The organism is Paenarthrobacter sp. PAE-2 (assembly GCF_026013155.1).
Taxonomy (GTDB): domain Bacteria; phylum Actinomycetota; class Actinomycetes; order Actinomycetales; family Micrococcaceae; genus Arthrobacter; species Arthrobacter ureafaciens.
This window is the reverse complement of sequence record NZ_JAPDNV010000018.1, coordinates 1-15,057: the sequence shown is the minus strand read 5'-3', so window position 1 is coordinate 15,057 and position 15,057 is coordinate 1. Positions and strand designations below refer to the sequence as shown.

Sequence of the window (15,057 nt, the reverse complement as noted above, 5' to 3'; positions counted from 1 at the left end):
TCTGCCTTCAAATCCGCCCACGCCGTCCCGTGACGTAAACCCCGGCACTCATTGTAGTTCTACCCAGTGTCGAAAGAGTAAGCCCATCCTGCTGCCCTGCGTCGATTTCACGGGCTGATAAACGGATCTCCGGTTGACGGAAATATCTCAACCCACGTTTTGCTGCTAGAGCGGACGCTTCGGTGGTGGATCGTTCCCGGGCGGCTGTTCTCTTTTCAGGGCCTAGCGGCAGCAGTTCCGAATAGGACGGATTAATTACCCCTGCCGGTCTTGGCTCTGGCACCACTCGTAGTCGGCAGCACACGGCAACTGCGCGCTCGGGAAAGGTGCCGGGGTTTGTACTGAGAGATGGCTGGGCGCATTCTGAGGAACAGTGCGTCTAGGTGCGGGGGGTGAGGTGATAGGCGTAGAGAACGGGGGCGTCCACGCTCGATGCAGTGATTTCCAGTGGGCCGGCCACAGGAACATCGAAGTTGGTGCTCTCCCGGGCGCCGAAGCAGGCAGCGCCGAGGCGGACTGATTCTCCGTCGCCCACGCGTGCTGTCAGGAAGGCCTTGCCACCGCCGTCGCATGCCAGCGTCAGGGTATAGCTCCCCTCCGGTACGTTCTGGCTGGTGACAACAGGCTGTGTGTCTAGGATCTTGCCGGAGCCCTCAGCCACGATCGTTGCAGTTGCCGGCAGGGCTGTCGCCTCCCAGGAAGGGATATCTGCGGTTTCGACAGAAGGCTGCTGCGTGCAGCCGGCTAAGAATAAAACAATCCCGGCGAAAGCTACCCACCGGAGGGCATGGGTCATGGCTGAGCTTCGGAAGGACATGCCTCCAATTTACCCGAGTCGGGGAGCTCCGGCGGGCCGGTTCCCCGCCCGGATCGGGGTGCTCAGGCGAGAACGTATGCCTGACGAATGCGGCGGACGGAACAGTTTGAGATTCCATGGCGGATGGGACGCGCGTCCGCCTTGCTCACTCTACGCTTTAGTGTGGCGGCCGATGCCGCGGTTGACCTGGTTGTTGGTCAATTTCGGATGGAACCCCACACAACACGGAGAGTCCCTATAGTGCCGGTCAGGCTGGCCGGGACATAGTGGACGACTGGGAGCCAGTTCCGTCGTATCGCGGAACGCGATGGCATCGTCGCGCGTTTACCCAGACGGTTCAGGAGCGAGAAGCAATGCACATGAGTGCTCTTGATACAGTCGCCGTCTGTGCCCCCGCCCGAGCGCAATGCCTCCAAACCGTGAACACGAATTCTCCTGACGGAGGCATCCGGCCGTGGTGAGAATGAACTTTAGGACGCCGGGGACGGGGAATAGCTGCAGTGGACTTCATAGCCGACATCTCTTTGGTGCAGGGCCCGGTGCTGTGGTGTGCCTGGACCGCGGGTGCGGCCGGCGGCCTGTATCTTCTGTGGGGCCGCGGTGTTCGCTGGGCCCTTAGGGCGGTCATCGCTGTGTTGCTCGCAGCTGCCGTCGTCGCCGCCGTTCATTGGTTTCTGGTCTACGTCTTCTACATATTCCCGGGAACGCTCCCCTGGGAGATCATGGCATGGTCCGTGGCAGGAGTCGGCGCCCTGCTGTTATGGCTTGTTCGTCTTCGAGGCCCACGGTGGCGCGGCAAGGCAGCTGCCACGGCTGCCCTGCTTGGCGTACTCCTGTTGAGCGCGGTCCAGATCAATGCCTATTTTGGCCTTAACCGAACCGTAGGCGACCTTCTGGGAACGGCAGTGGCGCGGATTCAGCCGCTTGAAACCGGACTGATGCGCCAGCCTGGCGGCCCCGCCCCCACAAACCTGGACAATTGGACGTCTCCAGGAAATCTTCCGAGCGTAGGCCTGCTGCGAAAAGCCGCGATCCCGGGTCCCCGCTCAGGCTTGAACATGCGCGAGGCGTTCATTTATCTCCCGCCGGCGTATCGAGGTACTCAGCGCCCGGCACTGCCGGTGTTGGTGCTCTTTTCCGGTCAGCCCGGCGGTCCCGCCGATTGGCTCACCGGAGGGGCGCTCCGCAGCCAGCTGGACCGTTTTGCCGCCGCGCACAATGGTCTTGCACCAGTGGTGGTAGTGGTAGACCCGAACGGGTCCGCTAACGGCAATACGATGTGTATGGACAGCAGGATCGCCCAGGCGGATACGTTCCTGTCCCAGGATGTACCTGCTTGGATCAGTCAGACCCTCGACGTTGATAATGATCCCCGGCAGTGGGCTGTGGGTGGGTTTTCTTTCGGGGCCACGTGCGCCGTGCAGATGGGCACAAGGCATCCTGACCTCTATCCGTCCGTACTGGCGTTTGCCAGCGAGCAGGAACCCGCCCTGGCCAAGGAACGGCAGAAAACGATCGACGTCTCTTTCGGCGGGGATACGGCGTCCTTCGAAGCGCAGACCCCGTTGCAGCTCATGAAGCAGGGAAACTTTGCCGGGAAAACCGCCTATTTCGCTGCCGGCGCCAAGGACCCTGAATTTCTCGGCTACATGGAGGTGTTGTCAGCGGCCGCGGGGGAAGCCGGGTTCATGATTGAGACCCGGGAGATCGCGAACACGGGCCACTCCTGGGACATGGCGTCCAGGGCATTGCCGGGAGCTCTGGACTTTATGGCAGTGCGCTGGGGAATCAGCCAATGAATTGCCACGATCTGGCGGGTACTCTTCGTCCTCTGGGCTGCCTCACAGCGCACTCTGGCGGCCCGAGACTGGCGAAGCTTCGGTCAAATAGCGGTTGACCGAAGCTTCGGTCAATTATGCCTATGTGAACCTTGAGGCTTGCTGGGAAGGCGGCAGCGGGCCGAGAGAGTGTTGTAGGTCCGGCTGACTGATCACCGCAAGCGCTCATTGGAGTGTCGATCCAGCTAGAACGGCATCCGGTGCACGGAATTTGGCCCCGTGCCATTGAGAGTGGTCTAACTGCCCCGCAGGCTGCTATTTGCTGCTTGGTGCCGGGCTCGGCCTGAGACCGCAGGCCTTGAGTAAGGCTGTGACCGAGGCAACGGGAACCTGGTCGCCGGCCTGAGCTATCTCCTCTAGCGGGGTGATGAACTGGGCCGGGACACCGGCGGTCTGGGCAGTGGAGAGCAGGCCCGAGAGGACTTGTTTGTCCTGTGCGCTGAGCTGCCCGTCCTGCAGCGGCGAGCAGATCTGACCCCGAACGGCGTCGGCGGCGGCCGTCGCTGCCTGCGACGCGGCGTCACTGGCGACGCTCTTGGCGGCGTCCTGCACCTGCCCGCAACCAGCCACAGCGAGGAGGACAGGGATCCCGATGAACATGGCTAGGCAACGGTTCATCTCCCCATCCTAATGCGGACACTCCCTGCGTACCTCCCGACGAGGATCGACCATGCTGCGCGGAACGCGTATTGGAAACTCCAGTTCTGCAATGAGGCAAACCTGCCCTCGCTTCCAGCTCACCTGAGCTGAATGGTTTGACGAGTTCATGGTGGTCGGATTGGGTTCGGTAAAGGTATTCCAAAGTGATGGGCGGCGAATGCCAGGTCAGCAGTTCGCCGGGCGGCGCCGGAGCGGCCAGCAGGCGCGGGTCAATCGAGGGGGAGCAGGCACCCTGAAGCAGAAGCCACTGAGAGCCGGGGGTATTCGTCCCACGGTGCCTGCTCTCACCACAGCCGTCAGGCTTGCGAATGCCTGGACGGAATCCCCGGCTATTTCCGAAGCATCCTAATGACGGTCCGGCCCCGGATCACCCTTCCCGCACCGTGGAGCACAAGCCCCGCACCGATGACCGGCAGCGCAGCGAACGCCACTCCCTGGTTCTGGGAGGCATTCCCAACAATCGAGAGAACGATTCCGGCAGCGATTAAGGCCATTGAACCGAAGACAAGGACCTTGTAAGGCCTTGTTGCAGTAGCCCAAAACTGGTTCAGCACCTCACCAGCATATCGGCGCGCTGGCGTCTCCTGTGCCTGCCCGAGGCCGCGATGTGCACAGTCTTAGCCATGGTTCGTCACCGTCGTCCCCGGCGGGTCATCTGACCAGCCAGAACCGTTCAGTGCGCGATTTTCTCATCCAGTTGCGAATCGGTCGCAACGCCGATAATTGTGGTTCCGTCAAACCAGCAGCCCTCCACCGGGATGACTTTCAGCCTTGGCGGGGGCGCTTCGGCGCGTGGCAGCGTGGGTTTAGCGGTTGTTGGCTACATGGTGCCACGTTGCTTTATGGTTCCGGGGAGTCGGTTGATTGATGGGTCGATGTCTTCGCTGTTGATGAGGTCGAGCAGGGTTTCTGCTGCTTTGGCGCCCATTTCGCTGAGCGGCGGTGCGAAGGTGGTTATGCCGGGGCCCCAGATTTCGAACCAGTCGGGGTCGCCGTATCCGGCGAGTGCCATGTCGTCGGGGAATCTTATCCCGTGTGCGCGTGCGGTTTTGAGGACGCCCATCACGAGTCGGCTGCTCAGGGGGAGAACGGCTTGGGGCGGTTTGGTCAGCAGAGTTGTCATGGCCTCGCTTCCGCCGGCTACCGAGAAGTCAGAGGAGATGATGCGGAAACGTTTGGCTGCTGTCGGGCTGTCTTCGAAGCCTGCCGCTTCGGCGGCGGCTTTGAAACCGGCCAGTCGGTCGCGGCTGGTGCTGTAGGTTTCTGGTCCCACGATTGCGGCGATGTCTGTGTAGCCTGCGGTTACTGCGAGTTCGGTGAGTTGTTTGACTCCGTTGATGTCGTCGCTGACCACGGCGGGTACTTGTCGGCCGCTGTAGCGGTTGAGTTCGACGACGGGAACGGGGGATTGGTGCGCGGCCGCCGGGCCGGAGGGTACATGGACGATACCGTCGACGCGGCGGGCTGCCATCGCTTGCAGGGCTTCTTGGTCCAGTCCGGGGTGGTTGCCCGTGGTGGCGACAAAGAGATGGTGGCCTGCGGTGCGCAGGACGTCTTGGAGCACTTCGGCGCTGGCGGTGTAGAACTCGTTGGTCATGTCGGGGACGATGAGTCCGACGCTGCGGGTGCGGCCTTCACGGAGGGCGCGTGCTGTGCCGTCGGTGACGTAGCCGAGTTCCCGGGCGGCTTGGAGGACGCGGGTGCGTGCGTCGCCGCCGACGGGGCCTTTGCCGCTGAGCGCCCGGGAGGCTGTGCCGTACCCGACCCCGGCTGCGCGGGCGACGTCCGTCAGTTTGACCATGGAGTCCATCCTATTAGCGGGGTCGGGTACGGTCTGTTCGGTTAGGGCAGCGAGAGCCCGATTGCGGAGCCGATTCCAATCACGGTGAGGAGAATGAGTGGGATGGTGACCAGGTCCGCCACGATGCCGGTCTTGATCATCCGCAGCATCGGGACGTAGCCGGATCCGTAGACGATGGCGTTCGGTGGTGTGGAGACCGGGAGCATCGCGCCGGCGTTTCCGCCGAAGATGGCGGCCATGGCGGGGATGAGTGGGTCGACTCCGATGGCCATTGCGATGGGGATGATGATCGGGACAACGATGCCCACGCTGGCGGTGTTGCTGGTTGTTTCGGAGATGACCATGCCCAGAACAACGGCGACGAGGCAGAGCACGATCAGGCTGTTGACCCCGGTGACTTCAGCGACGGCGTTGCCGATGGTTTCGGCCAGTCCGGTGGCTTTCATCATCGCGCCAATTGTCAGGCCTACGCCGACGAGGATGACGGTTCCCCAGTCAATCTTTGCCGCTTCGCTCCATTCCAGGGTGGGGGTGTTTTTTCGGATGGGGATCAGGAACAGCAGGCCGGCCAGGAGCACGACCACGGATCCTTCGTTCAGGTGGGAGGCAATGGTGTCGATCACGGGGTTGGTGATGTTGAAGGTGTTGACGACGGCCGGGAAGGTCCACAGGAACACGGTGAGTGCAAAGACGAGGGTGACGATTTTTTCGCCGCGCCCCATGGGGCCAAGTTCGTTGTATTGCTGGCGGAAGGAAGCGGAGCCGTTGGGGATGTTGCGCGTCTCGGGTTTGTTCATCAGGACCAGTGCGATGAACATGAGTGTGCCCAGGCCCAGCACGTAGGGTCCGGAGATGGAGATCCAGTCGAAGAGCGGGATCTGGTAGCCGGTCATCTGTTCCACGGTCCCGCGCCCGATGACGTTGGCGATCCCGGTGACCGGGGTCAGGACCGATCCGACGCCGGCGCCGTAGGCGATGGCCAGCATGAGCATGCAGGAGAACCGTGTCTGGTAGCTTTTGGATCCGCTGGCGGGATCGTGGATGAGGTCCCCGACGGTCCGGACGACGCCGATGCCGATGGGCAGGAGCATGGCAGCGGTGGCCGAGGCGGAGACCAGCATGGCCAGCAGTGTTGAAACAACCATGAACGCCAGCGCGGTGAGGTACGTGCTGTCGCCGATCCGTGGAAGAGACAACACACGGAGGGCGAACCTGCGGTCCAGGCCGTGGACGGTCATGGCCCGGGCCAGGATGAAGGCTCCGATGACCAGGAACACGGTTGGTGATCCGAAAGCGGAGTAGACCTCCGCTGGTGTCCCGACTCCGAGCAGGACCAGCAACGCGATGCCGATGAGTGCGGTCACTGGGATGGGGAGGGTTTCGGTGACCCAGAAGAGAACAACAAAGCTCAGAACACCCAGCATTGCGCGTTGCTCCCAGGGGAGATCCTGCGGGAGGAAGAGTGCCATGGCCATGAGGGGAAGGGCCATCCAGAGTCCAGCGCGTGCGCGGATGAAATCGAACCGGCTGGCTCCACCGACGTCGTTGTGGGTGGTGACTTCCAATGCGCTCATGCGAGGTCTCCTTGGCGTGCGTCGCCGGTGACGGCAAGGTCAGCGATGGGAGGGCAGTCAGCGGACAAGGGGAGGCCCGAGCGCCATTTGCTGACTGCAGCTTCGCAGATGAACCCAGCCTCGCCCAGATAATCGACTGCCTGGACCAGGTTGTCCGGGAGCAGACTGTCCAGGCCTTGTTCGGTTGCCACGGCCCGCAGTGAGTCGGCCAGGACAGATCCGGTCTCTCGTGCGCGGGTGGAAGCGGCGTACAGAAGATCGTGCGCTTCTTCGCGGCCCATTTCTGCAGCGAGCTGGATCATCTGCGCCTCGGCCAGTACCAACCCGCCGTCGAGTTCCATGTTTCGGCGCATCCGTTCAGCATCGACGCGCATACCATCGACGATCACAAACGTTTCGCGCAGTGCGCTGCCGGCCAGTGACGCGAGCTGCGGGATGACCTGCCATTCGATCTGCCATTCCCCCGCGCTGCGCTCATGCCCTGCCTCCTGGATCCGGGCCAGGGAGGACGCGAGGGCACCCGCGGTACCGGACAGTCCGATGATGAGTTCGGAAGAGATGGGGTTGACCTTTTGCGGCATCGTGGACGAGGCGCCGCGGTGAGGAGAGTAGGGTTCGAATACCTCGGCGATCTCCGTCCGGGACAAGTCCACGATATTGCGTGCCAATTTCGCGCAGGTGGCTGTGATGGTGACGCAGAGCCAGCCGAACTCTGCCAGACCATCCCGATCAACGTGCCACGGCACATCCGTGTTCTCCAGCCCCAACAATTCAGCAACCCGGGCACGAAGCGCCACAGACTGTGCACCATATGCGGCCGATGTGCCGCCTGCTCCGAACATCGATACGACAGCGATGCGAGGCAAAGCCTGCACGAGGCGTTCACGCTGCCGGGTGAACTGCCCGAGAAGAGACGCAAGGGTTGCCCCGAACGTCGTGGGGACGGCCTGCTGGGCATGAGTGCGCCCGGCCATGATCGTGTCGCTGTGCGTAGCGACCTGCTCGGCGAGACGGTCGCCCACCTGGCCCAACTCTTCGTCGAGCAGCTTCATTGATCGCTTGAGCTGCAGGGCCAAGCCGGTATCCATGATGTCCTGCGTGGTCGCACCGTAGTGAACGCGACCATTGGCGCCATCAGGCAGGGCAGCCGCAATTTCACGGACAATGCCCAGAATCGGGTATCCAACGTTACGGGCCGATCCCCACAACCGCTCCGCGTCGACGTTCGCGGGAACAGCTGCCTTGGCAATCGCCTGAGCATCGTCGTGGGCGATGATGCCCAACTCGGCCTGCGCCAGCGCGAGAGCCCGCTCCGCGGCAAGCCACGACTCAACTGATTCGGCCGGGGAAAACAGCTCAGCCTGGCGCTCGTCTCCGACGAGGTGCATGAGTAGGGAGAAAGGGGTGGAGGTCAAAACGTTGCCTGCCTTCGTGTGCGTCTTTGCAGTGGATTCGAATCCACTCGATTCCCAACTAAGGAAGACAGAGGGAGTGGATTCGAATCCATTAGACGCCTTCATGTGCATGTTGTCAACATCACACGCGAGTGGGATTGGTTTAAATCGAGCACCGCAATGGCCTGGGCGTGACTGGCTCGCCTTCAGGGTTTCGCACATAGAGGCCGACGTAAGATCCCCAAGCTCGCCTGTCGGATCGAGCTGGCTTCAAAGAGGCACATAGGCGCCCACCAGCCGGCATCGTCTAGTGTACGATCCGCTCGTCCAATTGCGACTGGGTCGCAACGCCGATAATAATGATTTCGTCAGGCTGTGGGAGCGCGATAACTGGCAGTCGTGGAGCCATATATGGGTGTAAGGGTTTGTTGGTCAGGAGGTCTAGTTGGCCTCGGCGGAACATAGCTGCTGATAGAACGTTTCGCGGCTGATGCCATAGTCGCGGTCAGGGACAGCTTTCGGAAGGCCCTTCTCCACATTATGCGCGAGTTCGGCCCCTTCGGCCGAGGGAGCCTTCTTTCACCCCCTTGTATGCTTCGTGGCGATTGGCCGGCGCAATCCCTTCTCACTGCCGTTCCCTGGTCAGGGACCGGTGCGAATTGTGCGAAAGCACCCATGACTGAGAGCATTTAGTGGGCCATGAGGGAGTTTTGGCCGGTGGAGACAAGGCTCTCTTCACGAACTCGATACGGACACCTGCGCCCATGACGCCCTGGACAAGAGCGAGCAGGTAATCAAGGTTGGGGCTGGTTGGGTCCCCGGAGCGTAGTCCAGTGTTTGTGTGAGTTTCGTGTCCGAGAATGGACACAGGAGGTAATTCACGAATCATGGCACGCAGACACACCCCGGAGCAGGTCATCGCTAAGGTCCGGCAGGGCCAAAAGATGCTCAATGATGGCCGTCCGATGGTCGAGGTCGTCAAGGAGCTCCAGGTCACCGAGGCGACTTGGTACCGCTGGCTGAACCAGTACGGGTCTGAGAAGAACGCCGAAGCGTCCAAGCGGACCAAGGAGCTGGAGAAGGAGAACGCCCGGCTCAAGCGGTTGCTGGCGGAGAAGGAACTGGCGATCGACATCCTGAACGAGGTGGCGAAGGGAAAATTCTGAGCCCCGAACCACGTCGCCGTGCCGTGCGCATGGCGGTGGAGAAGTTCGGGGCATCCGAACGCTTCGCCTGCAAGGTCTTGGGGCAGAACCGGTCCGCGTTCCGCAAAAAGAAACCCGACATGGGCTTCGAAGAGGCGCAGCTCCGCTCGGAGCTGCGTGCCATCGCAATGAAGCACCCGGCGTGGGGCTGGCGGAAGGCCCGCTGGCACCTGCTGGCCCAGCCGGCGTGGGACGGGGTAGCGCTGAACAGGAAGCGCATCCGCAGGCTCTGGCGCGACGAAGGCCTGACCTGCAAACCCAGAGCCCGGAAGAAGCGCCGCACCGGGCCCGGCGCCGGGGAACAGAAACGCCTCACAGCCCAGTATCCGATGCACGTGGTCAGCTTCGACTTCCAATCCGACGTGACCTCCTGCGGCCGGCACATCCGGTTCCTCAACGTCATCGATGAATACACCCGCACGGCGCTGGCCGTCATCCCGCGAAGGTCGTTCAAAGCCACTGACGTGGTCGCGGTGCTGGAGAACATCATCGCCGAAACCGGCACCGCACCGACATACCTCAGGTGTGACAACGGCCCCGAATTCACCGCCGCCGCACTGATCGACTGGTGCGATACCGCCGGAGTCGACACCGCCTTCATCGACCCGGGCTCACCTTGGCAGAACGGCTTCATCGAATCCTTCAACGCCCAATTCAGAAGGGAACAACTCTCCGGAGAGATCATGGACACCATGGCCGAAGCGAAGTATTTGGCCGAGGAATGGAAGACTATCTACAATCATGAACGGCCCCACGGATCCCTGGACGGCATGACGCCGAAACGCTACTGGGAAACCTGGACGCAAGAAAACCAATTAGCTATCGCATAGACGCTGGACTGCTAACGGGGGCCCAATCAGGGCAACCTCCTGGTATTAGGGCGATGAGCAAGGTTGCTACGACTCAGGCCATTGCGGACAGCTACGACACTAGGTGAAAGCCGGCACGAAGGAAGTTTTGGAGGACGGGCGGATCGTCTGTGGAAGGAATGCCTATGGCAAGCAATTTCCGCGCTCGTGTCATCGCTACATAAGACCGCCTCAAGGATTCGTCGTCATCGAGGGTCGACGTCATCGGGTCGCCAAGACGAGCAGCCAAGACACCGGCTGGTCCGGGATAACCATATTGGCGTTGACGGTCAGTCTGCGGGGACATAACTAGTGCTACAGCGCCAATGGATTCTCCTTTGACCCCATGAATTGTTGAAACTCGAATCGGCGCACTAGCTGTCGGGCTGCTGGCGCCCTTGAGCTCTCCCAGCACACTAGACAATTCTAGTTCTAGCGATGACTCAGGATTTGGAGTGATCGCCCGAACAAGAGAATCTGTGACTCGAACCGACGTTTCCGCCCATGACCGCACATCTCCAGCAGGAGTTGGCAGCGCCTCTATCAGCTGTACCACATGGTTTCGCACTGTTAGAGGATCAGCGGTGTTTGGACGACCCCCGAAAGCGAGCCGTCGGAGGAGATTTTCTACTTTCCGGTACAAGGCCATCGTGGGTCCGCTGGTCAGTGTCTTGGCTTCGAAAAGTATGGTCAAATCCCGCGGCAACAAGTCCAGCCGCTCTCCTCGGATCTGGGCGCAGGTGGCGTTGGAGGCCGCGAGAACTACGGCATCTGACGACTCGATGCCGTGGGCAGAGGCCAGTGCTTGAAAGCGTGCGCTAATGCCTTGCTCTTGTCCTGGAGAGTACCGAAAGACAAGGGGTGGGATTTGGCAGTCCTTATCGCTTCCTACAGCTACATCGGGAGGGATGGCGCCGCGTAGCCTGCCTGCAGCATCGCAAATCCTTTGTGATGATCGGTAGTTTTCCGTCAGGGGTTGACTATGAAGTCCCCACTTTCTCGCGCTTTCTTTGCAGTCGTCCGTACTGGCTCCGTTGAAAGCGTAGATGGACTGGTCGTAGTCGCCGACCAGGACTAGAGATCCTAGTCCGTTCGCTTTGATCCAACTGAGGCTCCAGAGCTGGAGCCTTGACGTATCCTGAGCTTCATCAACGATGATTTCGTCGAATCTCCTAGCCAGCGCAGCAGCCACGCCCGGGACCTCAGCCAAAACCCTTACTGACCAGTAAATCGCGTCATTGGGTGTTACGAATCCGGCTAGGATAGCTTGTTGCTTTGCGTCCCCGATGGCGGCAACGTCGTCTCCGGCTTCCAGGCTCTTGGATGGATCATTGTGCCCGATCCTGCCATCCGAGTGATAGGTGTACCTGGTCGTATCGATATTTGGCGGATCCATTGAGCGCACCATCTCAGGATCTATTCGCACTGCTGTGCTACCTCCGACAAGTATGTGAGCGAAGGGGGTCAGCACGTATTTCTGTAGAAAGGAATGAATAGTACCGGAGAATCCTTCTCCGTTAAGCGCTACGCCGTGATCCCTTTTCACCTTGAGCGACATCTCATCAGCGCCAGTGTTAGTGAAAGAAATCAGGGCAAGCTTGGCTCCTTGCCCATGGAGCCACGCTACCCGGCCCGCCACGGCGGTTGTCTTCCCCGCCCCTGGACAGGCTTCCAGGAAGACATCTCGCGTGCCGATCATTGCCGCGAACTGCATGGGCGAGAGACCAAATGACTTACCCCCCGGAGAAGGTGGGGCCCAAAAATCAGGATCCATCGGTGATCCAAGTCAACGTTGCCTCAAGGTATGACGGCACTGCAAACGTCATTTGTGGGCGGGAGTGCAGAAGTGCCGCCAGCTCTTGGGCGAACCGTCCCTTATAGTCTTCGATTCGGGCTAGAACCTCGTCAGCGAAAGCTGTTGCTGAGGAAAAGGTCGTATTTTCTACCTCCTTGCCCACCTGAGGTCGGACTTCTTTGAGGGCTTCGAGGATTAGCTCTTTCGATTCAAAGTTGGCGAATGCCAAGTCCCATTCAAATGTCTTAGCAGCTAACTGCACCTTGTGTTGCACCGACTCAAACGTCTTCAAGCCCTCCGCTACGGCGGACACGGGGATCAAATTGCCCTGCTTATCCGTTCTTGGGTCTGAATCCGAGACGATGGCGCATTTCCCTCGAAGACCTTTGGGCCCGAACAACTTCACGAACGGGGTGAATGCGAGCCCGTCGACGCTGACAACTTGAATTCCTTGCTCGCTCAGTGAGACGTCGAGACGTTTCGCAAGCTCCGGTATGACTAACTGTTCGGCGATACCTTCCACCAGTATGACTGCCTCAGCAAAGAGGAGAGCAGACTTCGTCACGTCTAGAAAGCGCCCCAAGTGTGCGAACTCTTTTTTATCCAAGGGAAGTTCACTCAAATGCCTCGCTTGAGCTCCCTGCCCCTCCTCACACTTAGCAAGGACAGTTAGGCGGTGCAACTCTGCCGCAGAAGCGAACTGGGGTGAGTGGGTTGTTACAATAACCTGCGTCTTCTTGGAGGTTAGTTTCTTGAGATATTCCAACAAGCGGGACTGCAGTTGAGGGTGAAGATGAGCCTCTGGCTCTTCGATTAACACGACGGTCAATGGAACTGTGTCGTCCGACTCGATCGCAGCAAGTATCACCGCGATGTAGAGGAGGTTGTTGTATCCAAGTCCGTTGTCTGCGAGTTGCTGGGGTTCCCCCACTCCAAGCATCGCCTGCAGGTTACCGATAATGCGTTCGTACTTGGCTTCCGAAAAGGCTAAATGCGAAGACTGTTCATACGGGCCGAGCCCGGTGATGTCACTCATCCGGGATTGAACTGCGGCCGCAGATTGTTTGACGGCGCTGACGTTCGCAAGTGCATCATTGGCCTCGCGAATAATCCGGACTAGCTCTTCCCTATCTGCGTGGTCGGCAGGCGCAAAGGCGGATATCAGGCTTGCAAGGCGATTACCCAAACCTGGTCGAAGATCTGCCTCAGCGTCGCGTAGCGCGGGTAGATACACGAAGCGGAAAGCATCCCGAGCGATGGATTCGACGTCATTCTGCCCTAGGTCACCACCCAGATAGCGGGTTCTCGACCGCCCGCTTGCACTGAGATCCGTTCTTTGGGTAATTCGACCGGTTCCCGCGCCTTTTGAGGGCGACAATATGGAGATAAGCTGACCGCTGTCTTTCGGCTCAATACCTTGGATGTCAAGACTGATTTCGATGGGAGCGGCCGCTCCCATCTGTGCGCTAGTCGAACGCGTGAAGTCAGTGGGCCTCACCCAGCGATCTCCTTGTCGTTCGCTGAAGGGTAGGAGTGTCGTCCGAATTGCATCGACTACCGATGTCTTGCCCGCGTTGTTGGGGCCAGCGATAAGAGCCAAACCCTCGCTTACGGCAACGGAAGTCTCCAAGCCGCGGAATCCGGAAATATGGATAGTGCTGATGTGCAAAACTCGCCCCAAATATCTTCGTCACGATTAACCCCGGGGTCGAAACCTTGCGTGGCTTGGTTCTATTCAAGCAAGTCAGGGGAGAACTCTGAAATTAGTGGCAAAGCGACTCCACTGCTCGGTGAGTCCAGTGGACCCACGGGACAGCATCCACGCGAAGCTCCTCATGATCTGCGCCACCGACCTGATAATCGGCGTTTCGTCATGCCGGGAGATTTACCCCCGGATTCCGGGGCAGGTCGCGTTCCTTGGGGCCAGGACGCCGGATGGCCATCTGATGCCGGGCATCGGGAGCCTCCAAAGGGAAACAGGAAGCGTTAGGCGCCGACCACCAGCAGAGGAACTGTTCCGACGGATCCGGCGCATGCGGTGATGAAGCGGAAATGGGCAAAGCGGGTTCTAGCCCTCGGTGACAAGGCTGGCGCATGTTGACCACGGAACCGATCGCCTCAGTCTGCATGACAGTGGGGGTAGTGTCCGGACTGCCGTCGTCGCTACCTCCCGATACATTTGAGTGGGGCGCGCCAGCCGTCCCGCGCTGTAGATATTCACTGAATGCCTACGAGCCAAGCCGTCTCGGACGCTGCTGGCACCACACACTATTCGTAGAAGCGACCTCGCTGCGAAGCCAAACAATATTTGGTGACTGTGCGGCTCGAACGCGCACAGGGTTCCCTTTGGGGCATGACCATGCGCGGAGTCTTACTGTGGCGGTATGGGCAATGTTCCTAGCCTTGGCCGATGGGTTCCCTTCACCCTCTACCCGCTGACGGACAGCCCGGGTTTTTGGGCGAGCCGATCTAGGTGTAATTCCCACTGAGGTTGTGAACGCGGCTGATGGGGGTTTTGCCTCCGATGCCGGTATGGGTTCGGTGATGATTGTAATGGTGGAGCCATGCCGGGTAGGTGGCGGCGCGCTCGGTTTCTGAGGTGTAGGGCCGGGCGTAGGCCCATTCGGTGGCGAGGGTGCGGTTGAAGCGTTCCACCTTGCCGTTGGTTTGGGGTCGGTAGGGGCGGGTGCGCCGGTGTTTGAGGTGCGGTCCCAGGGCTGCTGCGAAGGTCCGGGAGCGGTAGCAGGACCCGTTGTCCGTGAGCACCGCTTTGACGGTGATGCCGTGGGCGGCGAAGAATGCGGCGGCTCGCAGCCAGAAGGCGGCGGCCGTTTCCTTCTTTTCGTCGTTGAGGATTTCGGAGTACGCGAGCCGGGTGTGGTCATCGACGGCATGATGCAGGTAGGCATAACCGGTCCCGGCACGGCGGTTCCGCTGCCCCTTGGCGCGTCCGAGGGCGCGGTGTCCGCCGCCGTCGGGGATGCGCCCAAGCTTCTTGATGTCCACGTGGATCAGGTCTCCGGGGTTCTCGTGCTCGTAGCGCTGCGGTGCAGGTGTGCGAACGGGCAGACCGGTGCCCTGATCCAGGCAGGCCAGCCGGGGCATCCGGTACCGGGTCAGGACCT

11 protein-coding genes and 1 pseudogene are annotated in these 15,057 nt (G+C 60.5%); 2 read left to right on the top strand and 10 right to left on the bottom strand.

Going from position 1 to position 15,057, the window contains the following annotated elements:
• Nucleotides 1-379: 379 nt before the first annotated feature.
• Entirely contained in the window at nt 380-817 is a 438-nt protein-coding gene (locus OCL88_RS12515; RefSeq protein WP_168529339.1) for a hypothetical protein, read from the bottom strand.
• Between the two features lie 500 nt (nt 818-1,317).
• Between OCL88_RS12515 and OCL88_RS12510 the strand changes: the two genes are divergently transcribed.
• Nucleotides 1,318-2,616, top strand: a complete 1,299-nt coding sequence (locus OCL88_RS12510; RefSeq protein WP_264962723.1) for an alpha/beta hydrolase — start codon at nt 1,318-1,320, stop codon at nt 2,614-2,616.
• 294 nt (nt 2,617-2,910) lie between these two features.
• On the opposite strand, the gene OCL88_RS12505 is transcribed toward OCL88_RS12510, so the two are convergent.
• The 5 genes from OCL88_RS12505 to OCL88_RS12485 all read right to left on the bottom strand — a co-directional run bounded on the left by OCL88_RS12505 (nt 2,911) and on the right by OCL88_RS12485 (nt 8,105).
• Entirely contained in the window at nt 2,911-3,273 is a 363-nt protein-coding gene (locus OCL88_RS12505; protein WP_168529335.1) for a hypothetical protein, read from the bottom strand.
• A gap of 371 nt (nt 3,274-3,644) precedes the next feature.
• Nucleotides 3,645-3,809, bottom strand: coding sequence for a DUF3188 domain-containing protein (locus OCL88_RS12500; RefSeq protein WP_210730858.1), 165 nt, complete (start codon nt 3,807-3,809; stop codon nt 3,645-3,647).
• 326 nt (nt 3,810-4,135) lie between these two features.
• Nucleotides 4,136-5,116 carry a LacI family DNA-binding transcriptional regulator gene (locus OCL88_RS12495; RefSeq protein ID WP_168529331.1) on the bottom strand — a complete coding sequence of 327 codons (981 nt, stop codon included), beginning with the start codon at nt 5,114-5,116 and terminating at the stop codon, nt 4,136-4,138.
• Between the two features lie 41 nt (nt 5,117-5,157).
• Nucleotides 5,158-6,690, bottom strand: a complete 1,533-nt coding sequence (locus tag OCL88_RS12490; protein WP_168529329.1) for an SLC13 family permease — start codon at nt 6,688-6,690, stop codon at nt 5,158-5,160.
• Nucleotides 6,687-8,105, bottom strand: a complete 1,419-nt coding sequence (locus OCL88_RS12485; RefSeq protein WP_210730854.1) for an adenylosuccinate lyase family protein — start codon at nt 8,103-8,105, stop codon at nt 6,687-6,689. The genes OCL88_RS12490 and OCL88_RS12485 overlap by 4 nt, the downstream gene beginning before the upstream one ends.
• A gap of 866 nt (nt 8,106-8,971) precedes the next feature.
• Between OCL88_RS12485 and OCL88_RS12480 the strand changes: the two genes are divergently transcribed.
• A protein-coding gene (locus tag OCL88_RS12480) for an IS3 family transposase (protein WP_156784043.1) occupies nt 8,972-10,119 on the top strand; the annotation gives its coding sequence in 2 pieces (ribosomal slippage) (nt 8,972-9,245 and nt 9,245-10,119; 1,149 coding nt in all).
• 91 nt (nt 10,120-10,210) lie between these two features.
• On the opposite strand, the gene OCL88_RS12475 is transcribed toward OCL88_RS12480, so the two are convergent.
• From OCL88_RS12475 to OCL88_RS12465, 4 genes and pseudogenes are all read right to left on the bottom strand, one after another.
• On the bottom strand, nt 10,211-11,851 hold the full coding sequence (locus tag OCL88_RS12475) for an ATP-dependent helicase (RefSeq protein WP_264962722.1): 1,641 nt from the start codon (nt 11,849-11,851) through the stop codon (nt 10,211-10,213).
• A 49-nt stretch (nt 11,852-11,900) separates the two neighbouring features.
• Nucleotides 11,901-13,430, bottom strand: coding sequence for an ATP-dependent nuclease (locus tag OCL88_RS12470; protein WP_264962721.1), 1,530 nt, complete (start codon nt 13,428-13,430; stop codon nt 11,901-11,903).
• Nucleotides 13,431-13,454: 24 nt separating this feature from the next.
• Nucleotides 13,455-13,601, bottom strand: a pseudogene (locus OCL88_RS21280) (AAA family ATPase); the annotation flags it as partial.
• Between the two features lie 800 nt (nt 13,602-14,401).
• A partial coding sequence (locus tag OCL88_RS12465; protein ID WP_264962720.1) for an IS481 family transposase occupies nt 14,402-15,057 on the bottom strand: 656 nt, incomplete at its 5' end.